23 protein-coding genes and 2 pseudogenes are annotated in these 26,588 nt (G+C 43.9%); 11 read left to right on the forward strand and 14 right to left on the reverse strand.

Features of this window, described 5'->3' with window-relative positions; genetic code table 11:
* Positions 1-53: 53 nt before the first annotated feature.
* Together QSH61_RS17650 and QSH61_RS17655 are read right to left on the reverse strand one after the other, a co-directional pair.
* The gene (locus tag QSH61_RS17650; protein ID WP_206471196.1) at positions 54-3,623 is read right to left on the reverse strand and encodes an ABC transporter permease/M1 family aminopeptidase; all 3,570 of its coding nucleotides are present in this window, start codon (positions 3,621-3,623) and stop codon (positions 54-56) included.
* An 11-nt stretch (positions 3,624-3,634) separates the two neighbouring features.
* Positions 3,635-4,516 carry an ABC transporter ATP-binding protein gene (locus tag QSH61_RS17655; RefSeq protein ID WP_010606823.1) on the reverse strand — a complete coding sequence of 294 codons (882 nt, stop codon included), beginning with the start codon at positions 4,514-4,516 and terminating at the stop codon, positions 3,635-3,637.
* Between the two features lie 151 nt (positions 4,517-4,667).
* Here QSH61_RS17655 and QSH61_RS17660 point away from each other — a divergent pair, with 151 nt between their 5' ends.
* Positions 4,668-5,345: a nitroreductase family protein gene (locus QSH61_RS17660; protein ID WP_010606824.1), complete on the forward strand. Its 678-nt coding sequence runs from the start codon at positions 4,668-4,670 to the stop codon at positions 5,343-5,345.
* Positions 5,346-5,362: 17 nt separating this feature from the next.
* Here QSH61_RS17660 and QSH61_RS17665 read toward each other — a convergent pair whose 3' ends face one another.
* The 3 genes from QSH61_RS17665 to QSH61_RS17675 are packed head-to-tail and all read right to left on the reverse strand — an operon-like array spanning position 5,363 to position 10,025.
* Positions 5,363-6,409: an efflux RND transporter periplasmic adaptor subunit gene (locus QSH61_RS17665; RefSeq protein WP_174170274.1), complete on the reverse strand. Its 1,047-nt coding sequence runs from the start codon at positions 6,407-6,409 to the stop codon at positions 5,363-5,365.
* Positions 6,399-9,704, reverse strand: a complete 3,306-nt coding sequence (locus tag QSH61_RS17670) for an efflux RND transporter permease subunit (protein ID WP_206471197.1) — start codon at positions 9,702-9,704, stop codon at positions 6,399-6,401. Before QSH61_RS17670 ends, QSH61_RS17665 begins: the two co-directional genes overlap by 11 nt.
* A gap of 15 nt (positions 9,705-9,719) precedes the next feature.
* Positions 9,720-10,025, reverse strand: coding sequence for an ArsR/SmtB family transcription factor (locus tag QSH61_RS17675; protein ID WP_010606827.1), 306 nt, complete (start codon positions 10,023-10,025; stop codon positions 9,720-9,722).
* A gap of 134 nt (positions 10,026-10,159) precedes the next feature.
* Between QSH61_RS17675 and QSH61_RS17680 the strand changes: the two genes are divergently transcribed.
* The 4 genes from QSH61_RS17680 to QSH61_RS17695 all read left to right on the forward strand — a co-directional run bounded on the left by QSH61_RS17680 (position 10,160) and on the right by QSH61_RS17695 (position 11,696).
* Positions 10,160-10,312 carry a YgaP family membrane protein gene (locus tag QSH61_RS17680; RefSeq protein ID WP_083229929.1) on the forward strand — a complete coding sequence of 51 codons (153 nt, stop codon included), beginning with the start codon at positions 10,160-10,162 and terminating at the stop codon, positions 10,310-10,312.
* A gap of 37 nt (positions 10,313-10,349) precedes the next feature.
* Positions 10,350-10,694 (forward strand): rhodanese-like domain-containing protein, encoded by a 345-nt coding sequence (locus tag QSH61_RS17685; protein ID WP_010606829.1) that lies wholly within the window; start codon positions 10,350-10,352, stop codon positions 10,692-10,694.
* A gap of 242 nt (positions 10,695-10,936) precedes the next feature.
* Entirely contained in the window at positions 10,937-11,350 is a 414-nt protein-coding gene (locus QSH61_RS17690; RefSeq protein WP_010606830.1) for a hypothetical protein, read from the forward strand.
* Positions 11,351-11,369: 19 nt separating this feature from the next.
* A complete protein-coding gene (locus QSH61_RS17695) occupies positions 11,370-11,696 on the forward strand; it encodes a helix-turn-helix transcriptional regulator (RefSeq protein ID WP_010606831.1) in 327 nt (108 codons plus the stop codon).
* A 69-nt stretch (positions 11,697-11,765) separates the two neighbouring features.
* On the opposite strand, the gene QSH61_RS17700 is transcribed toward QSH61_RS17695, so the two are convergent.
* Both QSH61_RS17700 and QSH61_RS17705 read right to left on the reverse strand, forming a co-directional pair.
* Entirely contained in the window at positions 11,766-12,392 is a 627-nt protein-coding gene (locus QSH61_RS17700) for a YiaD family glycine zipper/OmpA-like lipoprotein (RefSeq protein WP_010378204.1), read from the reverse strand.
* A gap of 82 nt (positions 12,393-12,474) precedes the next feature.
* On the reverse strand, positions 12,475-13,272 hold the full coding sequence (locus QSH61_RS17705) for a substrate-binding periplasmic protein (protein ID WP_206471198.1): 798 nt from the start codon (positions 13,270-13,272) through the stop codon (positions 12,475-12,477).
* A 96-nt stretch (positions 13,273-13,368) separates the two neighbouring features.
* Between QSH61_RS17705 and chrA the strand changes: the two genes are divergently transcribed.
* Positions 13,369-14,499, forward strand: coding sequence for a chromate efflux transporter (gene chrA / locus QSH61_RS17710; protein WP_206471199.1), 1,131 nt, complete (start codon positions 13,369-13,371; stop codon positions 14,497-14,499).
* 24 nt (positions 14,500-14,523) lie between these two features.
* Here chrA and QSH61_RS17715 read toward each other — a convergent pair whose 3' ends face one another.
* From QSH61_RS17715 to speA, 4 genes are all read right to left on the reverse strand, one after another.
* Positions 14,524-15,753 (reverse strand): mechanosensitive ion channel family protein, encoded by a 1,230-nt coding sequence (locus QSH61_RS17715; RefSeq protein ID WP_174170269.1) that lies wholly within the window; start codon positions 15,751-15,753, stop codon positions 14,524-14,526.
* Entirely contained in the window at positions 15,750-16,670 is a 921-nt protein-coding gene (gene yihG, locus QSH61_RS17720) for a 1-acylglycerol-3-phosphate O-acyltransferase, YihG family (protein WP_174170268.1), read from the reverse strand. Before yihG (QSH61_RS17720) ends, QSH61_RS17715 begins: the two co-directional genes overlap by 4 nt.
* Positions 16,671-16,685: 15 nt before the next feature.
* The gene (gene yihG / locus QSH61_RS17725; protein WP_045964780.1) at positions 16,686-17,561 is read right to left on the reverse strand and encodes a 1-acylglycerol-3-phosphate O-acyltransferase, YihG family; all 876 of its coding nucleotides are present in this window, start codon (positions 17,559-17,561) and stop codon (positions 16,686-16,688) included.
* 110 nt (positions 17,562-17,671) lie between these two features.
* Positions 17,672-19,552, reverse strand: coding sequence for a biosynthetic arginine decarboxylase (gene speA / locus QSH61_RS17730; protein WP_206471200.1), 1,881 nt, complete (start codon positions 19,550-19,552; stop codon positions 17,672-17,674).
* 220 nt (positions 19,553-19,772) lie between these two features.
* On the opposite strand from speA, the gene speE reads away from it, so the two are divergent.
* Positions 19,773-20,633 (forward strand): polyamine aminopropyltransferase, encoded by an 861-nt coding sequence (speE, locus tag QSH61_RS17735; protein WP_010606838.1) that lies wholly within the window; start codon positions 19,773-19,775, stop codon positions 20,631-20,633.
* Positions 20,634-21,015: 382 nt separating this feature from the next.
* Here speE and QSH61_RS17740 read toward each other — a convergent pair whose 3' ends face one another.
* A complete protein-coding gene (locus QSH61_RS17740; protein ID WP_158299133.1) occupies positions 21,016-21,159 on the reverse strand; it encodes a hypothetical protein in 144 nt (47 codons plus the stop codon).
* A 320-nt stretch (positions 21,160-21,479) separates the two neighbouring features.
* Positions 21,480-21,716: pseudogene (locus QSH61_RS24440) on the reverse strand (hypothetical protein); the annotation flags it as partial.
* On the opposite strand from QSH61_RS24440, the pseudogene QSH61_RS17745 reads away from it, so the two are divergent.
* Positions 21,697-21,857: pseudogene (locus QSH61_RS17745) on the forward strand (tyrosine-type recombinase/integrase); the annotation flags it as partial. The pseudogenes QSH61_RS24440 and QSH61_RS17745 sit on opposite strands and share 20 nt — an antisense overlap.
* Before the next feature lie 127 nt (positions 21,858-21,984).
* Here the strand turns inward: QSH61_RS17745 and QSH61_RS17750 are convergent.
* Positions 21,985-22,593, reverse strand: a complete 609-nt coding sequence (locus QSH61_RS17750) for a DUF2057 domain-containing protein (protein ID WP_206471201.1) — start codon at positions 22,591-22,593, stop codon at positions 21,985-21,987.
* A 335-nt stretch (positions 22,594-22,928) separates the two neighbouring features.
* Here QSH61_RS17750 and QSH61_RS17755 point away from each other — a divergent pair, with 335 nt between their 5' ends.
* The 3 genes from QSH61_RS17755 to QSH61_RS17765 all read left to right on the forward strand — a co-directional run bounded on the left by QSH61_RS17755 (position 22,929) and on the right by QSH61_RS17765 (position 26,496).
* Entirely contained in the window at positions 22,929-23,300 is a 372-nt protein-coding gene (locus tag QSH61_RS17755) for a histidine triad nucleotide-binding protein (RefSeq protein ID WP_206471202.1), read from the forward strand.
* 228 nt (positions 23,301-23,528) lie between these two features.
* Complete coding sequence (locus QSH61_RS17760) at positions 23,529-24,185, forward strand: helix-turn-helix transcriptional regulator (RefSeq protein WP_010606850.1); 657 nt, start codon at positions 23,529-23,531, stop codon at positions 24,183-24,185.
* A gap of 151 nt (positions 24,186-24,336) precedes the next feature.
* Complete coding sequence (locus QSH61_RS17765; RefSeq protein WP_174170265.1) at positions 24,337-26,496, forward strand: ATP-binding protein; 2,160 nt, start codon at positions 24,337-24,339, stop codon at positions 26,494-26,496.
* Positions 26,497-26,588 lie beyond the last annotated feature (92 nt).

The raw sequence follows: 26,588 nt of genomic DNA on the forward strand, positions 1-26,588 counted from the left end.
CCTTTAAAAACGAATGAGGGCTTTCGAAAAGCCCTCTCCTACCTATATATCCATTAGAGTGACTTGATGTTATCGGCGGTTTTCTTATCAATCAGTTTTACAAACGGATCAACTCCCGCAAATTTCGGTAACTCTGTTACTTTCAACTCAATCTTATTTTCACCCGATGTGATGACGTGCTTTTGTAGATATAACAGCGTTTCGTCACTTTGAATGTTGTTAGGATCGGCAGAGAATAAGGCTATATCAATCTCTTGATTAAGCGGGATTTCTTCTTCGTTACCTTCACCATCTGCATGCTTTTTCGCCGCCTCAACCGTTAAGGTCACCGTATGTAGCTCTCCCGCTTGCGTCGCTTCTTGCACTTCAACACCCGCAAGCTTAAGCTCATACAACGTAATCGCATTGAACTGATCTTCGATAAATACTTGTTCTTGCTCTGAAGCCCCCGCTTTTAAGTAAGTCAAAAAGTCGAGTGTCGTTGGGTAGATATCTGTTCTAAAACGATAGTCATTTAAGAAGCTTCTTAATGCGCTATTGAGTCGCGTTTCTCCAAGTAAATCGTGCAGCGCTAACATCACAACAGAACCTTTATTGTAGTGAATGTACTGCTGACCGACTGTTCTGGATAGCGCCCGCTCTTCATACGGATCAGAACCTCGCCCACTTAAATAGGTGTCTAGTTCATACTTCAAGAATTTACGGAGATTATGCTCGCCGTACTTTTCTTTCATCACCATAATGGCAGAATATTGCGACAACATTTCCGACAGGATATTTGACCCCTCCACATTAGCACCAATCACCTGATGCGCCCACCACTGGTGTGCCAGCTCATGTGACGTCACATAGTAAGGTACATTGATATTGTCAGGATTACGGGTGTCCGTTAAAAATCCAATATTCTCCGAGTAAGGCACTGTATTGGCAAAACTTTGCGCAAAGTCTCGGTAACGAGGAAACTCAATAATACGCATTTGCTTATGTTGGTAAGGCCCAAACTCTCGAGTGAAATAATCAATAGAGTCTTTAGTCGACTGCAACATAGTGTCTACATTCCAAGCATGATCTTTATGGTAGTAAACCTCGAGCGCAATGCCTTTGTACTCTTCTCGTTTCACCTCAAGATCCATCGACAAGATGTTATAGAAGTGCAGCATTGGAGCATCCATTTCATAGACATAGGTCGTGCGGCCGTCTTTGCTGAATTTTGATTGCAAATAACCCGGCACCATCGCAACTTGCGATTCATCCGTCGTCACCGTTGCGGCGAATGTGACGAAATTTTCAGCAAATAATGGCTCATGATGATAGTGTGTTTCTTCAATCTTATTGCCACGTTTTAGTGGTTCAAGGCTGCGCTGACGACGCTCACTTTTGTCTTGAATTTGCTTATAGATGTTATAACCAAATGTCGGGAACAAGGTCGCGTTATCAATGAAGGTACCATTGTTCACCAAAGTTTCATCATAGCCTCTATCTACAAAGCCAAGCGTTTGGCGTACGACTGACATCGTAATTACACGCTGCTCACCCGGTGTCATTGGTTGTGAAAGCTCAAGCCAAGCATGCTTAAAGGTTTTATCCTCTTCAGCAAGCGTAGCGCCAGCCATTTCAACTTGCCACTCTAATGTATGATCAGGTTTATTGACCAAGAAGCGAGCAATCTCTTTATCTGAGCGGTTTTCAACCAACAGCTTTACCTGCGCTTCAATACGACGTGTCTTTGGAAATATCTCAGCATTGAGCTGTACGTCTAACGTGACAGGTACAGGGTCATCACGATACTGGGCAAATTGTTGCTCATATAGCTCTGCGATATCTTCAGCTTCATCCTGCGTGATAAACTCATTGACCATTTGCGTGTTGTAGTAGATGTAGCTGCCACTGCCCACGAATATTAAAGCACCACAAGCCAATAATGCTTTACCAGCGTTACCTAACTGATAGCCCATCAGTGAAATGCGTGCTTTCAGCGTTTGTCCTGCACCACGAGGCCAAAGTGCATAGCTTAGTGTCGCTAATATCATGCTAAAACCAAACCAGTACAAATTGTACCAATGTGCTGCACTGAGGAAATGACCATAACCATTAATATCTGAGTACGGCACTGGGGAAGTTTCGCCTAAGTGGTACATATTGTGCTCAAAACCAAAGTTGGTCAGGACTATCGAAATAATGAAATAAACGACATATATTCCCATACCCATATACTTGCTTGGACTCATCACCTGTATCAAAAATGCTAAGGTGGTTTGGAAGGCAAAACCTAACACATATAAATATCCCAAGCGCACAATATACTGGGCAAGATCTATCTGTGTCACACCCGACAATAGTTGATAGCTAATGGTGATCAAGCTACCAAATACACATAGCAGCGTCATCACCGCAACTAAGGCTATGTATTTAGAGCCCCAAAATACCCAGTTTGCAACAGGATAAGAGTCAACAATGTCTCCCATTCGCGAATCACGGTCATGCCATACCAGCTCAGCGCTGTAATACACCAATACAATGACCAATAATTGCCAGAAGCTCCCATGGATAAGCTCCACCATTCTAAAGGTCACTGGCCATACTTCTGTGCCATACCAATTAAATGAGCCAACCAGTGCAGGTATTAAGGTTGCCACCGCCAAAATTAATAACACTAAGAATGGGTAGCTTTTAAGCACTTGCTTTACTTCAAAAGTGGTTCTGGTGCAAAAGTGCACCCAACTACTACCTACGCTCGCTTTAAAATCAAAACGATTCAGCAATGCCGACGCTTGGTTACCATCTTCTTTGGCTTTACTCTTGGTTTTTTGTTTTTGCGGTAAATAATGAGAAGTATTTAAGGCTAAAACACCTAAACTGAGCAGTGCAACTGACATCCAAATTAAGCGGTTATAGAGCAGTTCATCAACTAGGCTTATGACTGACGTATTGCGATCTGCAATGGTCCAATATTCTGATTGCGCCGAAATAGCTGATAGGCCAAACATGTCTAAATACGCAGCAATAGTACGGTATTCAATATCTGAAAAAATACTATTTGCCACAAGATAAGTCACAAACAAACCCACAGCAACTAAGTACATTGCTATCATGGTTCTAAATTTTTGCGCCACCAGCGCAAATAGGCTCGCCATAAAGAACAGTGAAGGGGCCGCGATGACAAATAGTGGCGTTAAGTAATAGTTGAGTTTATTAGGCCCAATCAGTTCGGTATCTAGCCAACCGACTAAACCACCAATGCCTGAGCCTACCCAGATCCCCACTAAACACATTGAAAATACTAGTAAAGTAACAAGATAAGCGCCGAGAAAACGACCCAATCTGTACTGAGCTAAGTGCAAAGGCTTACTCAAAATAAGCTCACTGAACTTACTTTGATCGTCTCTTATTACCGCACTACCAACAAAGTTAACCACCAAAAAGATGGAAAAAATGGTCATGATGGCAACGGTTTGCAAGATGGCATAGGGCGAGTTTACATTGACGTTACTGCCACCACCAATCTGTACTGAGTCCGAAACTGACGCAAAAAAGGTGAGTAAAAATAGAATCAGAGAAGTCACATAAAAGGAAGGCTGACGGACAAAATACCGTAGCTCAAAACGCATCATTTTAAATAGCATCTGCCTACTCCTTACGCTGCTTGATTATTTCGATGAGTATGCAGAGTAGAAAAATAGACGTCCTCTAAATCGGCTGGTACCGCTTCAAAGCCTTCAGGTGCTTGATCAGCAAATACATTAAGTAAGGTCTGGCCCGCGAATAAGCGCTTAGAAATAACCGGTAAGTTTTGCTCTACTTCTTTCGCTTCTGCAAGTGTGACCGACTTACGCCAGATTTTTCCCTGTAGCTGCTCCGTGAGTGCAATAGGATTACCTTCAAGTAAAATTTGTCCGCTCGCCAATACAGCCATATTCGGACATAGCTCAGACACATCCTCTACAATATGCGTTGATAAGATGACTACTTTACTCTCACCTAAGCCAACAAGTAGATTGTGGAAACGATTACGTTCTTCTGGGTCTAGTCCCGCCGTCGGTTCATCCACAATGAGTAAATCAGGGTCGCCAAGCAGTGCCTGTGCAATACCAAAGCGTTGACGCATACCTCCGGAAAATCCGCTTACCGCATTTTTACGGTGATCATATAAGTTAGTTTGTGCGAGCAATCCGTCAACGGCTTCTTTACGCTCTTTTTTATTATTTAACCCTTTTAGGATTGCCATATGATCCAATAAATCATACGCACTAACGCGTTGGTAAACACCAAAGTCTTGCGGCAGGTAGCCTAAACGTGCACGAAGTGCCTTTGGCTCCTTTAAAACATCTACACCATCGAACTGTATAGTGCCTGCATCTGCCGACTGTAATGTGGCAATCGTGCGCATCAACGAAGATTTACCAGCGCCATTAGGTCCGAGCAAACCAAACATTCCCTTTGGAATAGTCAGGTTTACACCTCTCAAAGCATGAACGCCATTGTCATAGGTTTTTGAAAGTCCTGAGATTTCGAGCATTTTTATTTCCTGTCCGGATTTTTATTATTGTCCTTTTTATAACATTTCCCTAGGTTAGTGACAATTAACATAAACATATCAATTGCAAATAAAAGTAAACACTGAAACACTAAGAAGCATTCTTAGTTTACAACACCCAAGGAAAACTAACATGCAAGATCACGCCAACCACCCATTGACGGATTTTATTGAATACCCTCACGAGGAAATGCTAAGTCGTGCGGAAGCATTCTTGGAGAACAGTAAGAGACGTCATAGTATCCGTGCTTTTAGCGACCGCCCAGTACCGCAAGAAATCATCGAAACTTGTATCAAAGCAGCGGGCACTGCCCCTAGTGGTGCAAATCATCAGCCATGGCATTTCGTGGCGATTGGCAGCGCAGAAAAGAAAAAACAGATCCGAGCTGCAGCCGAAGACCTCGAGCGCTCGTTTTACCAAGGCCGTGCGGGAGATGAGTGGCTGGACGCACTAAAGCCTTTGGGCACAGATGCACAAAAACCCTACTTAGAACATGCACCTTGGCTTATCGCTATTTTTAGTCAGAAAAAAGGTGGGATCCACGCGGAAGACAAAAATACCAACTACTATGTCCATGAATCGGTTGGGATAGCTACTGGGTTTCTTATCCAAGCTCTGCATAATGCAGGACTTGCCACACTGACCCATACACCTAAACCTATGAGCTTTTTAAGCGAATTGTGCGGTAGAGATAAAGATAACGAACGTCCTTATATGTTATTGATTGCGGGTTATCCAAGTGATGATGCAACTATTCCAGAGCACGCAACAGTGAAAAAATCACTCGCCGAAATCGCTTCCTTTATTTAAAAGTTCGGATCAGCTAACTATCGCTGCACAGCTAGCTGATCACCTTCGTTTAGGCCACTAATAACAATCGTTTTATTACCTGTCTCTTCGCCCAACCTGAGGTAGCGTTTGTGAAGCTGGCCAATTTCTATTACCTCAACCATCGCCAATTGACCATACTTGCTGATCATATTAGTTGGAATTTGGATAACCGCCTGCTCGCCAAGCACAAGTTCAACCAGCGCGTACATGCCAGGCACCACTTTTTGCAGCAAAGGCATATCCAGTTTAATAATAAAGCTGCGCGCTTGGCTGTCGGCAATTGGCACCATTTCCGACACTCGCGCGGTTTGGCTTATGTCTAGCGCAGGTATGCGTACCTTAATCTCGCTTCCTAGCTGAATATGCTTAACTTGGCTCTCGCGAATTGGCGCTTCAATCTGCAATTGTAATGGGTTGAATAACGAAATAATGGCGCCACCGGGGCTAACCATGCTGCCCGGCTCTTGTAAGCGCGCCACCACTTTACCCGAAATAGGGGCTGTGATTTGCGTGTAACCCAGCGCGACTTCAGCGCTACGATACGCTTCTTGCAATGCCTTATCTTGCGCTTGTAACTCGTTCACTGTGGCTTGCCACTCATCCACTTGGTTAATCGCGATAAGCCCTTTTTCATTAAGAGATTTATTGCGTACTAACTGCTTAGTTGCTTGCTCTAGCTTGGCTGAATTTGCCGCTTGCTGCGCTGCCACTCTTTGCAGCTCTGCTTTAAGCTCTGCATCATCGAGTGTTGCTATCAGCTGTCCCGCAGTGACTTTATCACCGGCTCTGACGTTAAGCGTTTTAAGCTCCGCCAATAACCGACTGGACACTAACGTATTTTCTTTTGCGACCACACTCGCGGGAACTTGTTCAATCATCGCAATCAGCGACTTTTGTACTGTATAACGTGTTCCTTGATAGGCGGGAAGTTCGGACTTATTGCCCGGAGCTAGCTTATTTTGGAATCCACCAGCGAGCCATACGACCATCAATAATAGGCAAAAAATAGCAAGAACAGGAATAAAGATTTTATTACGAGACATGAGAAGACTCCTGAACTGATGAGGCATTAAGGGGTTGATTAGGTGTCGATGATGATTTGAATACTAAATAGTAAACGATAGGCACGACCAACAGTGAAAATAACGTTGAAGCAATGATCCCAAAGATAATAGCAAGGGCGAGGCCACTAAAAACGGGATCTAAGATAATCACTAAATTGCCTAATAACGTCGTACCTGCTGTAAGTAATACCGGTCGCATTCTTATACTTCCCGCCGCAATCAATGCATCGATAAGTGCCATACCAGCCGCTCGAGACTGATTAATAAACTCCACCAAAATCAGGGAGTTTCTCACCACTATTCCGGCCAGCGCTATCATCCCTATCATCGCGGTCGCTGTAAATAACACGGGCTCAGGCGCACCTGCAACCACACGCTCACCAAACTGGTTGAGTAACCAAAAACCCGGCATAATCCCTATCATAGTGAGGGGAATAGCCGACATAATGATAAGTGATAAGCTACTAGATGCCGTTTGTACCCGCAGGATGATAAATATCGCCACCAGTGCAAACGCAAATGCGATCCCCATATCTCTAAACACATCTATGGTAATGCGCCACTCACCTTCGCCTTTAAAGGTATAATGGGTTCCCTCAAACATTGACCAAGTGACTCCTCCGCCACTGTGTAAAAAGGTGCGAGATGCCCAATTGCTCGGTGTTATCTGTTGGTTTTCATCCGCAACCACATCGGCAATCACCTCAGCTGGCGTGCGGCCATTTAGCTCCGCAAACACATAAATCACCTCTTGTAGGTCTTTTCGAAGGATCACGGGAGCCGTAGGAATAGATGTTAATTCGCCCAGTTCACCAATCGCCACAAGGGGTCTCGCAGCCTGCTCTAAGCCGTATTCTTGAGTGGTTTTAGCCAACTCCTGACGACCACGAACTTGCATCGCTAATACGTTTTGCCATTGATTACGCTGCGCGTAACTCACACCTAACTCGATGGGCACCGTTGCGACCTCACCTTGAGTATATAAAAAGCCTGCTGACATGCCGCTGCTTGCAACCACTAAAGATTGATTAATATCCTCTGTGGCCACACCTGATAACGCAGCCTTTTGTTTATCAACCACAAACCGCTTTAGCCATGTTGGCGAAGCCATTGAGGTGTCAACCTCAACCACATGTGGCTCCTGCCTTAAACGATGTGCTAACCTCTGGGCTGCTTGCTCTTGCGTTTCACGAGCAACAAACGGATCTGCATAAACCTCAGCAACGAGTGTACTTAATACCGGAGGTCCCGGCGGCACTTCCACCACTTTTACTTGCGTCAAAGTTTGGTTAAAAGGCTGAAGCTTTTCACGCAGTCGCATGACGATGGCGTGAGATTGATGTTCGCGTTCACGCTTATCCACCAGTAAGACTCTAAGTTCGGCAAGATGCGTACCACTACGACGATAATAGCCTCGCACCATACCATTAAAATCCATACTGGAAGGCTTGCCGACAAAAGCGGCGATGTCGGTCACTTCAGCTTCTGACCAAACGATTTGCTGTACTTGCCTCGTCATTGCGGCCGTTTGCTCAAGGCTGGTTCCCTCGGGCATATCTATCAATACTTGGATTTCACTTTTATTATCAAACGGCAGCAATTTCAGTGGTACGGCCCTAAAAATAGGGAGGCTCACACTTGCAACAAATAACCCTAACACACCCCATAATAACCATTTGGCTTTGCGGGGGTTTTGTAAAATTGGCAGCATGATTTTGCTGTAGTACGAGTCTTGAGGCGCGACTTCACTTGTTTTTGAATCCGCTTTGAGTAGCTTTTTAGATAGCCAAGGCGTCACTAAAAAAGCCACTAACGTCGAGGCAATGACACTAATGGGGACGTTAAATGCCATGGGTGCCATATATGGGCCCATCATGCCAGTAATAAACGCCAATGGAATAAACGCCATGATGATAGTTAACGTTGACATCAAAAGCGCAGATTTGATCTCGACCATAGCAGCGACAATGTTATGATCTGTGTCAGCCGCCGCGCCGCGATGAATAAAGCGACTAATATTATCAATCCCAGTGATTGGGTCATCGACTAACAATCCCAGCGACAAAATAAGCGCAAACAAGGTGACCCGATTAATGGTGTAACCAAACGCAAAGTCCAACCCAAGTGTAATGCCATAGCAAATTGGCACTGCAAGACCAACAACGATGGCAGGCCGCCAACCTAAAAATACGCCGACAAATATCACAACGGTAAATACCGCAAAGGCCAAGCTAGAGGTAAGACTATTGACTTTGTCATTGGCCGTCTCGCCATAGTTTCTTAGTACTTTTACCGATACCTCAGCGGGAAGGAGCTCCTGTTGTAGCTGGGTCACAAGCGCTAAACTTTGCTCTGCAACCGTTACCGCATTACTTCCCTTTTGCTTCGCCACGCCAATCGTCACTAATGGTGCATCAGCCTGGCTGCCGCTGCTTGCTAACCACTGATAGCTATCGGGCTCACTAGGACCATCAATAACCCGAGCAACTTCTTTTAAAACAATGGCACGACCATTAATTACATTTACCGTGAGACCTTCAAGTGCCGACTTATTACGAAGGACATCACCTGATTCAAAGGCAATTGTGTTACTGCCTGCCGTCACTTGCCCGACTCGTGTCACTAGATTACTACTTTGGATAGCACCTAAAACATCCATTGGTGTTGTTTGATGTGCGGCAAGCGCAGCTAAGTTCAACTCAACCCTAAGTGCTCTCGTGCGCCCGGTAATAACTGAAACCTCGCTGGTATCTGCAATGCTCTGTAACTGGATAGCTAGCTCTTGTGCAAAGCGCGTTAGCGCGTAGTCATCATATAGTTGCGGCTTGGAACTTGTCAGTCCAAGCATAAGAATCGGAACGTCATCGACTTCTATTGGGCGGATCTGCCACTGAGTGACAATTCCCGGCATAGTATGCTGGTTGGCATACAGCTTAGTGTAGGTGTTGAGAATGGCTTTCTCTCTGTCTTCACCCACATGAAACCTTAACGTGACAACCGTGCCGCCGGTTTGGGTCGTAGAATAGACGTGTTCAACGCCCGGAATTTGCAGCAGTAACTTTTCAAGTGGAGTGGTGACCAATCGTGCCACTTCTGGTGAGGCAGTATTTGGTACCGACACATGAATATCCAGCATAGGCACCACTATTTGTGGTTCTTCCTCTCGTGGTGTCATTTGCAATGCAAATAATCCAAGTACCACAGCGCACAAGAAGATAATCGTTGGCAAGCTGCCTTGTAGAGCATACCGAATGACACCATCTAACTTTTGCATCTCAGTCGTTCCTAGTTACTCTGCACTTGAGGCGCAGAACAGCTGATATAAACTCTCGAGTAGTACAGCGACTCGGCTATCTTTAACCTGATAATAAATCGTCGCCCCCTCACGCCTAGTCGCCACGATTTGTGCCTTTCTCATGCTGGCTAAATGTTGTGATAAGGCAGACTGCGCTAACGGCACCATTTCGTTAAGCTGGCTAACACTGAGCTCTTGCTTTTGCAATGCGCACAAAATCATCAAGCGATTTTTATTCGCCATAAGCTTTAACAAGGCTTCTGCCTGTTCGGCATTTTGCGCCATTTGCTGAAGATCCATGTTGACTCCCAAAAAATAAATGCGCTTAAAGTATAGACACAAACATTAGCAATGTCTAATATTAGAAATACCTAATATTAAAGGTGACACTCATTATGACCTTACATCCTCTACTTAGATTAATCGCTGGTGTTATGTTTGCCATTTCTTTACTGCTCACACATTTTGTCAACCCACATTGGGTTTGGTTTAGTGTGTTTATTTGTGTCAATTTAGTGCAGTCTGCTTTTACAAACTGGTGCCCTATGATCGTTATATTGAAGAAACTTGGCATTCAGGAAAGGTGAGTCATAATGAAACCGATAACCCAATAAGGAGCTATATATGCTGATATCTGCCCAAGATGTATTAAAGACAGTCAAGCCTAATCAACGCTGCATTGACGCGGTACAAGCAAAATCAGAGATTGCACAAAACAATGGTCTGGTTATCGACGTGAGAGAGCCGGCTGAACACAGTCAAAAGGCAGCCAACGGCACGGTAAATATCCCAAGAGGATTGCTAGAATTTAAGCTTCCAGAGCTGGAAAAAGACGCAGACAGACCAATTTATTTACACTGTGCCGCTGGTGGCCGTGCTATTTTTGCCGCAGAGCAACTAACTCGTATCGGTTACACCAATGTCAGCGTAATTACCTGCAAAGCTGAAGTGGTGTGTGACACGCTTTAAGCACATTATGACCTTCTTTTTATTGAGGCACTGAGTCACAAAACTTTATTAGGCTCAGTGCTTTTTCTGACTTCCATTTCTTACCCAACCTTAACATTCGCTATAAAAGCATTTAAATCATTAAGTTAATTAATTTTATAAATCTATTGTCATATGACAGTTTGAGCACTGACGTAAGCTTGTCGGCGTGTTTTAATGGAGAAACAGGCACAGTGGAGACAACAACTTAACGGGAGTTCAATATGTCTGACTTAAAAAAGCTAGAAAGAGCCACCTACAAAGTGTATTTCCAAGATGGAGATCATCAAATTACGTGTTGTGCAAATGCATTAAATTGCACTCAATATGTTTTCGTCGACGATGTTTGCGTTTCTCAAAAACGCCACTTACTCGGTGATAGTACCCATAAATTTACTTATGCAGATCAAGCCTATGAAGCTAGATTTTGTTTAATTAACGGGTTTACTTTTGAAACTGAGTGCCTACTACTCAAAGGAAAAAAAATACTTGGTCGCCAGTCAAGTACCCCTCTGAACGATCAACTGACCTTAGCGAAGGTCATATTCACTTTTATGGGCTACGGCCTGGTTGCAGGTTTTTGTATATTTACTCTCGCGTACTACTTGGGACGCTGGTACGGCAGCACCGTACTTTAAGTTCGTCAAGGAGGAGATAATGCAAATAAATAATAATACAGTAAAGCTGTTGCGAACCGAAAAGAGTTGGACTCAGCAACATTTAGCAGATGCCTCTGGAGTAAGTCTACGCACAATTCAACGCGTCGAGAGCGACGGGACAGCAAGTAAAGAGACTGTAATGAGCTTGTGTGCGGTGTTTGAAATCTCCCAATCCAAGCTTATTGACTTGGCCGACATGCTCCATAATAAAGAAAACAAAGAAGAAAAAACAGTGAGTTATCATTTATTCTTGTTTACTGCAATCCTATCCCTAAGCGTTGGGGGCGTTATCGGCGCAGGCCTGATTTATCTGATAATTCGATAAATACCTTATTCTTATAGCAGCCGAAATCCATAAAAAGGAGTGCTCAAACATAGCACTCCTTGATTTTTCTTACGCGCGGTTTGGAATAATTTTAATTTCGACTCGGCGATTTTGTGCCTTACCTTGCTCGGTGCTATTGCTCGCGATTGGCTGAGACTCACCCATGCCCTCTGCGTACAAACGCGCAGGTAGTACTTGCTGTGATAATAAATACTGCTTTACGCTATTTGCGCGCTGTTCAGACAAAGTCTGATTGAAGCTCGCTGAACCAGTAGAATCTGTATGTCCGACAATCGTTAAGAATGTCTTATCGTACTGCTGCATCACGCGTGCAATACCTTGAAGTGTATTGTAAAAACCAGGGCTGATAGCTGACTTACCTGTCGCAAAGGTTATGTTTGATGGCAACACTAAGCGCATTTGATCGCCTTCACGAACAACCTCAACACCCGTACCAGCAAGCTCTTGGTTAAAAGCGGCTTCCTGCTTGTCCATATAGTTACCAATCGCGGCACCTGCAATTGCCCCAACCGCAGCACCAATGGCAAGACGCTTATCTTTGTGGTTACCAGTAGCTTTACCTAGCACCGCACCAGTCGCAGCACCAATCGCCGCTCCCTTACCTGTGTTATTCATTTCACATCCAGACAAAGCAACCACAACAGCTGCACCAATTAACATATTTCTTGCAATCATCTTCCCACCTGAGTTCGTTTCAACTTGATTGTCTATATTGTTGCAATAAACAATTAACTCTGGCTGAAGCTTTACTGGTTTTTTAAGGATGAGCAGGGACTAAGTCGCTTATATGCTCAGAAACTGGTGGCAGTTTATATTTTGCAACCACAGCATCAAGCTGCTTTTTTTCAGCCAATTGCTTCATCGTTAAACGAATGGTTTGCGCAAGCTCGGTGCCGCTGAAGCGTTTGCTCATCGCCATATGACCATAAATCGGCTGAGCGTGGTGATAGGAGACTTTTTTTAACTTTTCAATGGGCTGACCAAGCACTTCCATCGCCACCTCCGCGGTGTCTTCCACTGCGATCACAAGGTCAACACGTCCTTTAAGCAATAAATCAAACGCCACTTGCTCACTAAACACAGGGACTTTATTGAGTTGACGGTCCTCATCAAAGCGAGGGTAAAAAACGCCGCCACGCGTCACCGCAATCCGCTTGGTATAAAGATCCGTATATTGTTCCACCCGAATATCGCTGTCTTGCTTAGCATAGAACACAAACGAAGATGTCAGCGCCATGTAGGCGGGTTCGACAAAGTCGATTAACTTTTCTCGTTGAGGCGTACGGATCAAGCCACCCATGACGTCTACTTCACCTTGCGCTATCATCCGCATACAGCGTGAGAAAGGACAGGGAACGGCATTTATTTGATAATCAACACCAGCTTGAGCCTGTACCGTTGCCAATATATCTAAGACTAAACCTTGCACTTCACCATTGTCTTCAATAATGCTATACGGTGGCGCGTGATCAACAGCGACATTGATTTGCTGAGCAAAACAAGAGAAGTTCGCCAACAAAAAAAATAAACAGGGCGATAAAAAAGTCATTCGCATAATACTTATCCAACTGAGGCGCACCAGCACCAAAAGTCATAAATATGTCATATAAAAATGTGAGGATACAAGGTTAACAATATCACAAGGTACACTATGTTTCTGAAAATATTTTATCAGTTTTTGTTATTAGGATGTACGAGCTTTGGGGGACCTGCAGCCCACCTTGGGTTCTTTAAAAAACACTTTGTCGATAACTTAAAATGGCTGAGTAACGAGCGCTATGCCAGTATGATCAGCCTGTCACAAATACTGCCAGGACCGGGGTCCAGCCAAGTCGGATTCGCGATTGGTTTAGAAAAAGCTGGAATGCTAGGAGGGATCGCCGCCTTTTTAGGATTTACGCTACCGTCTTTTTTGCTCATGATCATGCTGGCATTAACCGCTGAGCAGCTTTCGGGCACTGCGTTGAATGTCATTGATGGGTTGAAGTTGTTTGCTGTTGTTATCGTTGCCGATGCGGTACTGAGTATGGCGAAAAGCTTTTGTCAAACCACAGCACTCAAATTCGTCGCATTTTTCGCCACCTTCACACTGTTGATGCTGCCGAACTTAAGCGCACAATTGGGTGTGCTTATGACGCTTGTCATCGCGGGTTGCTTTTACTCATTCAGCAATGCGCCAAGTAAACCGAGTCAATCAAAAAGCCAAATTAACTGGTCTGTATTTGCACTCTTTATTGGCCTATTTGCGTTAACCTTTGCCATGCTACCAAATCAACTATTTGCCGAGTTTTATCAGGCAGGTGCTTTGGTTTTTGGTGGTGGTCACGTCGTGCTGCCGCTGCTACAAACCAGTGTCGAGGGGGTCGCGCAAGAAACCTTCTTAACGGCTTATGCTGCCGCGCAAGCCATTCCTGGGCCGATGTTTACCATCGCAAGCTTTTTAGGCGCCGTTGTCGACAATACCCATCCCATTTTGGGCGCAGCGATTGCGACGCTCGCTATTTTCTTGCCGGGCCTACTGTTAATGTGGGCGTTTAACCAACAGTGGCAATCACTTATTGCATTGCCACGGTTTGCAAGTATTAGCGCGGCCTTAAATGCCGGTGTTGTGGGAATTTTAGCCGCTGCGTTTTATCAACCAATTTGGCTTTCTGCGGTGCATAGCTTGCTCGATATCACCGCGGTGGTATTAGGCTTTGCAGCACTAAAATGGCTAAAGCCCGCGATATGGCAGTTGCTTATTGCCTTTATGGTGTTTGGGGTTATCGCAGGAAGTGTGTAGGCCACGCTTGAGTGGCCTTGATGATTATTCTGAAGTTGCGTCTGGTTTGCTACCGGCGCGCACTTTCACGCGGTGTGCGCCAAAGTAATCACTCACGCTTTGATATGGACGTAACCCAAATGCTGGCATTACGCTTAGCATGTAGTCCAAAATATCGGCTTGTAGGTGCTCGTAAAACACCCAGCGTTTATCGCGACTAAAACAGTAAAACTCTAGAGGCAAGCCATGTTGTGTGGGTGCAAGTTCCCTGACCATACATAAACAATCTTGATTGATGGCATCATGCTGCTTCAAGTAGGCCTCTGCATAGCGTCTAAATAAGCCTAAATTGGTGATATCGCTTGGTACATCTTCAAGTTTTTCCAGTAGTGGATATTGCTCGGTTAGCGACGCTCGCTTTTGCTCTGGCAACGGCTCAATGCTAGTAAAATCAATATGGATGGCGCGTTTGATGCGGCGTCCTGCTGACTCTTGCATGGCACGCCAGTTTTTAAATGAATCAGAGATCAACATATAAGTTGGTATGGTGGTGACGGTGTTATCCCAGTTACGTACCCTAACGGTATTTAACCCCAGATCTATCACCTCGCCGTCTGCACCAAATGCGTCAACTTGGATCCAGTCGCCAGTGGTTACCAGTCGGTTGGCCGCTATTTGAATACTCGCAACCAATCCCAAAATCGTATCTTTAAATACCAAAATAATGACTGCCGCGATAGCACCAAAACCGGAAAGAATATAGGTCGGTGATTTATCCACCAAGATACTGACCACCAATATAGAACAAACTATAAATATCAGTAACTTAATTACTTGAATAATCCCTTGGATCGGCACTTCTTTGGCGAATGGAAAGAGGTTATAAACGCCATTCCCTAAATTGACTAAACTGCTAAATAAAAACCCTGATGCCACCACCAACATAACGTACACCAGTGTTTCCATCACGACAAACACCCAAGCTGGCGCGACAAATAGACGCTCGTGGTAGGCGGAAAAAACCAGTAAACACAATACAAAGGCAAAGCGGCCGCTAAATTTACTTAACTGAGGGGCAAGGTGACCAATTTTACGCGGTGAAATATGGCGCGCGAGGTTTTCTACATTGGGTAGCACTAAACGGCGGATCACCCAATATAAAAACAATAATCCAACCACCGCGACACCATTGGTAAATAAAGCACTGATCACAGTGCCCTGCGGTAACTCTTTTAACCACGGTTGAACGACATCATGAAGGTGATCAAACTTCATAGCTGTTTTAGCTCCTCATTGAGCGTGTCATTTGGCTCAGTCGAATGCAGCCAATGCGCTTCGAGTTGGCAATCTTTGCGTTGCCAAACTTCATTCATAAAAGATTGAAACTGTACACGATAGGCTTTATCGGCTTGATAGTTGCCAAGTGGCACTTTTTCCATCGCGATGTAGTCTATTTTTACATCAATTGCATCCAAGCGTCCAAGCGTAAATGCACGGCAAATATGCTCACCCTCTAACTCATAAGCCAAAGTCGCGTTGAGCATGCCATCAAGTTGCTCAGATAACACTTCAAGGGCAAACGCTACACCACCCGCCTTTGGTTTGAGCAGATGCTTAAACGGACTATTTTGATGCGTATGTTTGGCTTTAGTATGACGAGTACCTTCCACAAAATTAATTACCGTTGTGGGATGATCACGAAAATTGCGACAACTGGCTTTGGTACGCTCTACATCCATCCCTTTAAGCTTAGGGTTTTTGGCGATCTGCGCTTTACTCGCACGTTTCATAAATGGCATGCCCATAGCCCATGCACCAGTACCAATGAAAGGCACGTACTTTAATTCATCTTTTAAGAAAAATTTAGGTGCAGGTAGTACCTCCATGGCACTAAGCACAACGATATCAAGCCAGCTAAGATGATTGGAAATTAATAAATACCACCCTTGAGCGTGTAATTCTTTTGGCAAGGTCACTTGGATTTTGTCGCACGCGATGCGCAAACCAAGGTAATTGCCTTTGCACCACATACCGTAAAAAAAGTGCAGTGCTGTAGAGATAAACTTAACTGGCACAAGCAATTTTATGATGCCAAACAATAGCACCAATAAACCACACACAAAGGTATTCACCAGCAGCCACACACTGGCCGATAGCCCGAGAAACCACTTAGGTAGTATTTGTTTTAACATCACAACATCCTTCTACTACTTTTTATCGGCAAGCTCCACAAGTTGTGCATCTTTGGCTTGCCACAAGGCGTTTAATTCGGATTGGAAACGCACTCTAAATTCGGGATCATTCGTGTAGTCGCCGACCAAGTTTGCACTGACCGGCATTACTTCCACCTGAACATCTACTGACTTCACGTTACCAGCGATAAAGTCTGCAAAAGTTGGTACACCACCGGGATAATGAATGGTGACATTCACCACTTTGCTGATTTGCTCACCCATGGCCTGCATCACAAATGCGATGCCTCCCGCTTTTGGTTTAAGCAGGTGTGTGAATGGGCTTTTCTGCTTACTATGCTTGGATTCGGTGTAACGCGTACCCTCAACGAAGTTTACAATACTCACTGGCATTGTTTTAAACTTTTCGCATGCTTTTCGCGTCGTTTCTATGTCTTTACCACGCAATTTAGGGTTTTTCTTTAATTGCGACTTGCTGGTTCGCGTCATAAAAGGAAAATCGAGCGCCCACCAAGCAAGACCAAGTACAGGTACGTAAAGCAGCTCTTTTTTCAAAAAGAAATTCAAAAACGGGATTTTGCCATGAAGCACTCGCTGCAACACTAAGATATCCACCCAACTTTGGTGATTGGCAATAACCAAGTACCAGTCTTTACGTTTTAGCTCATCCAATCCGCTAACATTGAGCGTATACGGCGCAATGAGGTTTTGGCTCACTGAATTACACGCGACCCAGTTACTTGCGCACGCTTTAGCAATATAGCTCATGGCTTTTTGCAATGGTGGGATCGGCAGGAGCTTAATCAAGCCACAAATAAAGATCGGTATAAACCAAAATATAGTGTTAACGGCATACAGCAAGATGCTGATCACTTTACGAATAAACGACATTCATTCCCTCATCGTGTTTTACGGCAGAGCTGTATCATACCTTGAAAATCACACACAATTAAGCCGACCAGTTGGTCGGCTATAATTTATTCCATTTCACTATTTGAAAATCAATCTTCGAAGTAAGTATAACCTTCAAGTCCAGCGTTTAACTCTTGTAGATACTGAGCTTTAATTGACTCTGGCAACGACAAGGCCGCGACTTGCTGTGCGTAGTTCTCAGATAGCACCGCTTTGTCATAATGAACAAAGCGCAGTACATCTTCAACACTGTCGCCCTTGATTGCATTAGTGAGTTTATAACCCTCATCACAAAGCTCAACGTGTACTGAGTCTGTGTCACCAAATAAGTTATGTAAATCACCCAATATTTCTTGATAGGCTCCCACCAAGAACATCGCAACGTGATATTGCTCTCCCGGCACATACTCAGGAATGGGTAAACTTGATTCGATACCCGCGCCCTCAACATAACTGTTGATTTGACCATCAGAATCACAGGTAATGTCCTGAATAATCGCTCTTTGCGTCAACGGCTGATTGAGCTTGTCGATAGGCATCACCGGAAATAGCTGGTCAATACCCCAAACATCCGGCAGTGATTGGAACAACGAGAAGTTCACAAACAGCTTATCAGCCAGCTTTTCATTGAGGTCGTCTAGTACTTCTCGGTGTGCTCTCGCATTCTCATTTAAGCACTCACGCACTTTATGAAGTGTCGTGAAGTAAAGCTGTTCAAGCTGCGCCCACTCTTGCATGCTGATCAAACCATGCACGTATTGGTCGTGTGCATCGCTGAACAAGTGCATAGCGTCATGGTAAGTTTCTAAGGCCATGCGAGGAGTCAGTTGTGACAACGAATGCCATAACTCTTGCAACACCAATGGGCTGGTATCTTGTGGCTGCACCGGTTCGACTTGATTTGGTGCTTTTTCTACGTCAATCACATCCGTGATAAGCATCGCGTGATGGGCAGTTAATGCTCGGCCAGATTCAGTAATAATATCCGGATGCGGAATGTTATTGAGCTCCGCAATATCATGAAAAGCATGCACCACATTTTTCGCGTATTCCGCCACCGTATAATTCATAGAGCATGAACTACGAGAACCTGAGCCTTCATAATCCACTCCTAGGCCACCGCCAACATCAACGATACGCAGCGGAACACCTAGTTGGTATAGCTCAGCATAGTGACGCGCACACTCTTTAAGCGCACGTTGAATATCACGAATATTGGCAACTTGCGAGCCGATATGGAAGTGTACCAACTGCATTAAGTGCAACCGATTATGCGACTTAAGTAGCTCAACCGCTTGCAGCACTTGGCTAGCAGTAAGACCAAACTTGCCTTTTTCACCACCGGTATTTTGCCACTTGCCCTTACCAACTGAATTAAGACGAATACGAATACCAATCGACGGTTCAATGCCTAAATCGTCGATTTCCTGTAATAAGGTATCCAGTTCAGAGAGCTTTTCAACGACTACGTTTACTTGATGACCCATCGCTTGACCAATGCAAGCTAAGCGCAAAAACTCACTGTCTTTGTAGCCGTTACAGACAATGGTAATAGGTTGGTGTGCCACACCCAAAATTGCCATCAGCTCAGGCTTAGAACCGGCTTCAAGACCAACAAGACCGCTTGGGTGCGCTAGTAACTTGCTGACAACCGAGCGCTGCTGATTCACTTTTATTGGGTAAACGCAGGTGTACTGACCTTGGTAATCACGTTGAGTTCGTGCGGCAGTAAATGCTTGAGTCAAGGTATCGACACGATGTTTTAAAATGTCGGTAAAACGCACCAAAACCGGCAAAGTTAGCCCCTGCGCTTTAAATTGCTCAGTTAACTCTGGAAGAAGAATTGGTGGCTTAGTGCGATCACCATCAGGAAACGCCACTAACTGGCCCTGTTCATTGATATCAAAATAGCCGTCACTCCAGTGAGTAACGTTATAGATAGAACGTGCTGTTTGCAGACCCCAAGTCATTGCTGCTCTCAATTAATTCTTTATAAAGCTTCATTCTAATACGCGAGGCTAGTCAATGCGACCTAAAGTTGCGTTTTCATTAGCTTACAAACCTTATAAATAGCCCATGCTTGATTAGGACTAATATGAGGCAAAGTACAAAATGTTGACTAAAATTGATTGAGCAAAGGCGCAAGCACTGGCAAAATTGCCTTAATTTTTATCAAGTGTGAACACAATCATGGCAAACTTAGAAGCAAACCGTTGGTTTACAGAAATTAGCGACCGCGATGGCAGCGCTTTTTCACTTAGAGTCAACAAAAAATTAGACGAAATCCAATCACCATTTCAAAAAGTAGAAATGTTTGAAACGACGGATTTTGGTAACCTGATGATCATTGACGGTTGCACTATGGTGAGCACGCGTGAAAACTTTTTCTATCACGAAATGATGAGTCACCCGGCGCTATTCTCGCACCCTGCACCTAAAAATGTTGTGATCATTGGTGGCGGCGACTGTGGCACATTGCGTGAAGTACTAAAGCACCCTGGCGTTGAAAAAGTAACTCAGATTGATATCGACGAAGTTGTGACGCAAATGTCTTTGAAATACTTCCCTGAGCTTTGTGAGTCTAATAACGATCCTCGTGCAACTGTGATGTTTGATGATGGCATCAAATATATGCGTGAAGCCGAAGCAGAGTCTATCGACGTTATCATCGTTGATGGCACCGATCCTGTTGGCCCTGGTGAAGGTTTATTCAATCACGCATTCTACAAGAGCTGTTTAGCAGCGCTTCGTACTGGTGGTATCATGATCCAGCAAAGTGAATCACCTCTGATGCACATGCCATTGCTACTAGAAATGCGCGATGCAATGTTGGAAGTAGGCTTTGTTGATCTGCAAACCCTGCCTTTCCCACAGCCAATCTACCCAAGCGGCCTGTGGTCAGCAACAATGGCGCGTAAAGATGAAAAGTTTGCCGGATTCCGCGAGCAAGACGTTGACAACGCAACATTTGATACTGAGTACTACAACACAGGTATTCATAAAGGTGCATTAGCAACACCTAACTTTATGAAGCGTGCTTTCGAAAAGTAGGCCGAATCAAAACATAAACTCAATTGTTAAAGTGTAGTGACTCATATCTGACTCTACAGCCTTGATGATTGGGTTAATACTTCACCTGACCTGTAGTTATGAGCGAACAGTAGATGTTCGCTCTAGTTCGTTTTTGGACAAAAACGTTTTCGGCCGTCGGCTGCATTAGACGAATTTCGCATAAAAATTTCTATGGACTAACGCCGCCAGCACACGCGGCTTTGTAGTGAAGGTGAAGCCGCAACAGAAAAGCCGTCGCTGTGCCTGACCTTGTTATGACTACTTCGCTCGCTTGATGACACATGTTCCAGACCTAATAACGACATTGGTAGCTCGTTTTGCCATAACTGCTCAAATATATCTTTTTGCAAAGGCAACAACTTTAGAGCGCCTTGCCCAGAGATGAGCCAATAATTACTCCAAAACTCATGATAAGAGCTGCCGCAACAAATGCCGCTAACACAATCAGGCCAGTTTTCTGGGCTTTTGGTACTGAGCTCCACCAATTTTTAATTTCATTAATCATAAATCTTCCTTAAAACAACCGCACGCGAAGTTACTTAGCCATAACGTTTTAGTATTTATGTGACACGCAATTTGTGTTGCATAATCGCTTGTTGAACTGAGCCGCTACCTGCTCGGTGTAACAGAGTTGGTGTTGTTTATGCTATAGCTTACTTAGAAAAAATAGGCTTTTTGGAGGCTCTCACTTTCCTAGCTAGTGTTATGTAAGCTTTCCCTGCATTGCTCAGCGCTTATTATGTATTCATTACACCTAAATTTGCCTTAATAAGCAATTATATTTTTTACGCGTACAAAGACCTCTAGCCTGAACAATTAAGCAGGTTAACTCATTGATTGTAAAAAGCTATCTAGCTGCCACCTCGTTCGTTCTACTTTGGCCGTTGTTGCATCTAACTTGAATACGCCAATTAGCCGCAAGATACCTGCTCGACAATGCTGACAAGGCCAATGTGGTATCAGCGTCACGCTTTCTTCTGTCTTTGGCCTCTCCACTTTACCTGTGTGTGATTCTTGTGACTTTATTAATGCTAACTTTCGCTTGCGACATGAATTGGCTACTCATTTACTACAAAGTGGTGCAGATATCAGAACCGTGCAATCTAAATTTGGTCATTCCGATGTGAGACAACGCAAATATATACTCATGTTTTACAGCAAGACGCAAACGGAGTTGTTAGCCCTTTGAGCAAAATTTTCTAGCTTGTTTTGGGGCAAAAACGAGTTACGCCTGCGGGTTCGCTTCTGACACATACACAACGGTCATATTTGATTGAGCCCCGTTAATAAAGACTAACAGGTCAAATTAAGACTTATTCAGATAAAGGGCTTAATTGCCCTTTATTTTTTCTAAAAACAACCGTTTTTGTTCTGGGGTTGCCTGTTGCCACCAATAGTCCAACATGCCAACCACATCTGGGTGTGCTGACTTAGGCGCCGCTGGCGTTACGGCTCTTGTGGTGGTGCTTGGCGTTGAATAACGAGGTGCTGTGGATGTTGAGGGCTCACTTGCTATCGCTGTCGATACTCTTGGTCTTTCTTGTGTCACCACCAATGTTGTCGCTAACGATTCGTTGGGTGCTTGCAACATAACCAACGGCTGATCGGCAAATGCCTTTGCCGCAACCACATTGTCAGGTCGGTTAAATTCAACCTGATACTCGCCGTCTTGATCGATACTTACTTTCGCCCAGAATGGCTTCGACTCTATGGTTTCGTGGTCGTCATAGCCCACTTCATACAAATCGGTGTAACGCATTTTGACCGCATACTCTCCTTTTGCTAAGTCCAACTCTCGCACTTTGGAGAAGAATGAGTGTTCAATGGTTTTATCATCAACTTGCAAGGGAATAATTTCTTCAGGAAAACTTAGCAACGCAGCCTGTGAAAGCGGTGACAACAGTAAAACAGCGGTCGCAAGCGTATATTTTAAGCGCATCTATTCACTCCTTCGTGAGTACCAAATCATTTTATACCAATTGTATTAAGTAAATGAGCTATTTTGAAGCGGGGAAATAGCTTTAGTAGCAAGGCAAAAATTTTGCTATTTAGTTGTTCTAAATGAGAAATTTTTAACGAAGCTAATATGATATTTCACCCTTCAAATTGATTGAAGAATTAATTCAATTGGTATTACTTTCATGAGATTACTGCATACCTGCTTATATCTCTACCCTTTTAATTGATGTGCAGTGGGATAACGCATTAAATCTATTGAGTCTCCTTGAGAGTTAGCTATGCTAGAGCAATTCAATATGCAGATAAGGAAGGACCATGAGTTCAGAAACTATTTTTACCAAAATTATTAATCGAGAGATCCCAGCAGACATCGTTTACGAAGATGAACAAGCACTCGCGTTTAGAGACATTAATCCACAAGCGCCATTTCACGTCTTAGTTATTCCTAAAACAACAATTGCGACCATCAATGACGTGACGGAAGAAAATGCTCATCTTGTTGGTCATTTATATGTTGTTGCCGCCAAATTAGCGAAAGAGCACGGCTTTGCGGAAGATGGATATCGCGTGGTGATGAACTGTAATGATCATGGTGGTCAAACTGTCTATCACCTTCACCTACATGTATTAGCTGGAAAAGAAATGGGCTGGCCGCCTTACCAAAATACGAAAAAAGTACCACTTTAGATTATTCTCTGTTAAGCAATGTAAATAAGTAAGTTATTAACAGAAATTGTTAAAAGCTTACTTATTTCAACAAATTACATTTCAATACATATTCTGTACATAATTTCGATTTATTATTTCACTTTGTTATATAGCGGATTTCTCTATCTTGTACTAAAAATTCTAATACAAAAGGTCTGAATCCCATGTTAGCATTGAGAAATCGGAAAAATTAGAGTGTGTCCTAAAATGAGCAGTAGTGCTTTTTTGTTATTAGATAAAGAACCGGTTAACACCATTGGTATCAATGTGTTACAGCCTTTGTTAAAAACCCAAGGGTTGGATGTTACTATCGGAACTGATATCTCAGATGTGCCTGAAGGCACTCGATTACTTTTCATCGAAACCGCAGTGAACGATTCTTGGGGTCAATTAAAAGAACAACTAGTCAACCTCAAAGTTAAATGCGATATCGTGCTATTCAACTTAGATGAAAACCCAGAGCTTGCCAATCGTGCGCTGCTAAGCGGTATTCGTGGTGTATTTTACACGACAGACAACGCCGACGTGCTAATGAAAGGGATCCGTTTGTTGCTTGAAGATCAACTGTGGTATCGCCGTGACGTGATGTGTAATGTGTTAAATCGCATGTTGCAATTCAATAAGGATGCATTACATAAACTAACCGAAGGTGATATCGAACCTGTTAAGCTCACTAAGCGAGAAAAAGCAATTATCGCGCTAATGAGTAAAGGCGCGAAAAACAAAGAGATCGCTGAAGAGCTAAATATCAGTCCACATACGGTGAAAACGCATCTGTACAGTGCATTTCGTAAAACCAAATGTCGTAACCGTATCGAACTCCTTTCATGGGCTCAGCAGAATATTCCTGACGAAATTCGCTAAGCTTCATATGTCTTTAACCCGCTGACGCAAGTCGGCGGGGGAAGACAGCGCTGACATCGTGATATCGAAGCTTCTGTTTCATACGGGCTTTACTGCCTCAACGAATACCTCTATGCTAAGTTTTTTCGCAACAAAAAGCAGTTTTAGGTAAATGCTCGACCCAAAAACCCTCTACCTAACCAGCCTCGTCATGACGGCAATGATGGCACTCCTTACCTTTTTAACGTGGCGAGCGAATAAAAGCACTCCCGGAACGCTGCTCTATATTTTTTACCCTCTGGTTTTGCTTTGTGCGATTTCTTCCTTTGCACTACACGGCTATTTTGACAATTGGGAAACTATTCCCATTGCTAATACCTTGCTATTCACGGCCTCCATCATCCACTGTATGGCGATAAGGCAGTTTTTAGGGGTTAAAGGCCCATCCTTTAAAGTGTTTCTCGGCGTTACAGCAGGGCTTTTCATTTTGTTGATGTACAGCAGTATTTTCTCTCCTAGCCTGAGAGACAGGATCCTTATCTCAGACTTACAACACTTAGCTGAAGCGACACTCCTGCTCTATTTCTTTATCCGCTTTGCACGAAATAAATACCCTAACGGCAGCATAGTCTATATCACCATTCTACTTATTATATTGGTGATATTTACCGGCAGAACCCTATTAATGGGAGAAGTGACGCATTTCACGCTTTTCAAAGAGAACTGGTTTACCATCACTATTTTCTTCAATGGCGTCCTTGCTCCTATTTTTTATGCCACCGGCATGGCGCTGTTATGTAACGAGCAAAGAGAACAAAACCTTAATAAACTTGCATTAAAGGCACAACAAGACCTTGAGCTGCGCGGTATGTTTTTATCAACGATCAGTCATGAGATACGAACTCCGCTTAACGGTATCTTGGGCAGCGCCCAACTTGTACTGGGACGCACCAGAGATAGTCGCAACAAGGCCTACTGTGAGGCCATAGTAAACTCTGCTGAATCGCTAAACTTACTGATTGATAAAGTACTAGACTACGCCAGTTTGGAGCAAAGTGATGAAGCCTTGTACGAAGAGGATGTTGAGCTTAGAAGTTGGCTACAAAACCTTTGCTTATTGCTAAGTCCGCTTGCAGAGCAAAAGAGACTACACTTTGAACTGGTGTACGAACTGCCCGATCAGGTGTGCTATTACTTTGACCAACAAAAGCTGAGGCAAATTCTCATTAACCTCGTTGGTAATGCCATTAAGTTCACTGATAAAGGGGAAGTAAAGCTCAAAGTTGAGATTTTAAAAGACCAACAAATTGAGCATAAAGTGCGTTTTAGCATTACGGACTCGGGGCCAGGTATTGATAGTGAAGATATTAATAAACTGACCGAGCCATACGTGCAAAGTAGTGCGGGTAAAGTTAAGGGTGGTACGGGCTTGGGGCTTGCCATTACCAGTCGCCTACTCAACCGTTTGAATTCACAACTAGATATCCAAAGTGAGCTTAACAAAGGCAGTACATTTAGTTTTGATTTACTACTAAACATTGGTGAACTGAGCTTAGTAGAGCAGCGTCCGCAGCACGATAACTGTATCACCGGTCTGAAAGTACTGTTGGTAGAAGACCTGGATCTCAACCAAAAAATCGCTATTGAGTTTATGGCAGAAGATGAGCATAAGGTTAAATTGGCAACCAATGGTAAAAGCGCCATCGAGATGCTAATACAGCACCATTTCGATGTGGTGTTGTTAGACATGAACTTACCCGATCTTTCCGGGCAAGAAGTATTAAAGCAGCTACAAAATTGTGAGCATAAAAACAAACGAACCCCTTTCCTAGCCTTTACCGCAAGCCTCAGCCCTGATGAGGTTAAAGAATACTTAGCACTCGGCATTCGCGATATTGTTGGCAAACCGATAAAGCAAGAAAAATTACGCCAAGCGCTTAGCGAGTCTCAGTCTCCCAAAAAAGCCAATGTCAGCGTCGAGTTGCCCGATATCCTATACGATGAAACGGCTGTAAATGCCCTAAAGTCTGGATTTAGTGAAGATGAAGTCTCTTCGATTTACAACGAGTTTGTGTTGTCGGCTCGTAATAAACTCATCCATATTCAGCAGCTATTAGAGCAAGACGAAGATCAATGTATTAGACAGCTTCATCGTCAAGCCAGCACCGCGTTACAACTCGGGTTTAACCGCTATGGTTCAAATTTGAAAAAAGCAGAGCGCCGCTTATTGGATGGCAAATCCTGCCATGATGAACTCACAGAAGCCATGACGCTATGGCAAGACAGTCTCGCTGCATATCTCCACTTTGTTCGTAAAGAGGCGATAGGTTAAGCGTCATTAAACGCATGTTGTTCGACATCATAATAAAACTTGTTCATGCTTAGTAAGCATATACATTAACGCTAATTTAACCGAGGCAAACT

The sequence above is a fragment of the Pseudoalteromonas sp. JC3 genome, from assembly GCF_030291895.1.
Taxonomy (GTDB): domain Bacteria; phylum Pseudomonadota; class Gammaproteobacteria; order Enterobacterales; family Alteromonadaceae; genus Pseudoalteromonas.

Coding starts and splice junctions, on each gene's coding strand:
- QSH61_RS17650 (WP_206471196.1), bottom strand. CDS start 3,623: ATGCTATTTAAAATGATGCGTTTTGAGCTACGGTATTTTGTCCGTCAG.
- QSH61_RS17655 (WP_010606823.1), bottom strand. CDS start 4,516: ATGCTCGAAATCTCAGGACTTTCAAAAACCTATGACAATGGCGTTCAT.
- QSH61_RS17660 (WP_010606824.1), top strand. CDS start 4,668: ATGCAAGATCACGCCAACCACCCATTGACGGATTTTATTGAATACCCT.
- QSH61_RS17665 (WP_174170274.1), bottom strand. CDS start 6,409: ATGTCTCGTAATAAAATCTTTATTCCTGTTCTTGCTATTTTTTGCCTA.
- QSH61_RS17670 (WP_206471197.1), bottom strand. CDS start 9,704: ATGCAAAAGTTAGATGGTGTCATTCGGTATGCTCTACAAGGCAGCTTG.
- QSH61_RS17675 (WP_010606827.1), bottom strand. CDS start 10,025: ATGGATCTTCAGCAAATGGCGCAAAATGCCGAACAGGCAGAAGCCTTG.
- QSH61_RS17680 (WP_083229929.1), top strand. CDS start 10,160: ATGTTTGCCATTTCTTTACTGCTCACACATTTTGTCAACCCACATTGG.
- QSH61_RS17685 (WP_010606829.1), top strand. CDS start 10,350: ATGCTGATATCTGCCCAAGATGTATTAAAGACAGTCAAGCCTAATCAA.
- QSH61_RS17690 (WP_010606830.1), top strand. CDS start 10,937: ATGTCTGACTTAAAAAAGCTAGAAAGAGCCACCTACAAAGTGTATTTC.
- QSH61_RS17695 (WP_010606831.1), top strand. CDS start 11,370: ATGCAAATAAATAATAATACAGTAAAGCTGTTGCGAACCGAAAAGAGT.
- QSH61_RS17700 (WP_010378204.1), bottom strand. CDS start 12,392: ATGATTGCAAGAAATATGTTAATTGGTGCAGCTGTTGTGGTTGCTTTG.
- QSH61_RS17705 (WP_206471198.1), bottom strand. CDS start 13,272: ATGCGAATGACTTTTTTATCGCCCTGTTTATTTTTTTTGTTGGCGAAC.
- chrA (WP_206471199.1), top strand. CDS start 13,369: ATGTTTCTGAAAATATTTTATCAGTTTTTGTTATTAGGATGTACGAGC.
- QSH61_RS17715 (WP_174170269.1), bottom strand. CDS start 15,753: ATGAAGTTTGATCACCTTCATGATGTCGTTCAACCGTGGTTAAAAGAG.
- yihG (WP_174170268.1), bottom strand. CDS start 16,670: ATGTTAAAACAAATACTACCTAAGTGGTTTCTCGGGCTATCGGCCAGT.
- yihG (WP_045964780.1), bottom strand. CDS start 17,561: ATGTCGTTTATTCGTAAAGTGATCAGCATCTTGCTGTATGCCGTTAAC.
- speA (WP_206471200.1), bottom strand. CDS start 19,552: ATGACTTGGGGTCTGCAAACAGCACGTTCTATCTATAACGTTACTCAC.
- speE (WP_010606838.1), top strand. CDS start 19,773: ATGGCAAACTTAGAAGCAAACCGTTGGTTTACAGAAATTAGCGACCGC.
- QSH61_RS17740 (WP_158299133.1), bottom strand. CDS start 21,159: ATGATTAATGAAATTAAAAATTGGTGGAGCTCAGTACCAAAAGCCCAG.
- QSH61_RS17750 (WP_206471201.1), bottom strand. CDS start 22,593: ATGCGCTTAAAATATACGCTTGCGACCGCTGTTTTACTGTTGTCACCG.
- QSH61_RS17755 (WP_206471202.1), top strand. CDS start 22,929: ATGAGTTCAGAAACTATTTTTACCAAAATTATTAATCGAGAGATCCCA.
- QSH61_RS17760 (WP_010606850.1), top strand. CDS start 23,529: ATGAGCAGTAGTGCTTTTTTGTTATTAGATAAAGAACCGGTTAACACC.
- QSH61_RS17765 (WP_174170265.1), top strand. CDS start 24,337: ATGCTCGACCCAAAAACCCTCTACCTAACCAGCCTCGTCATGACGGCA.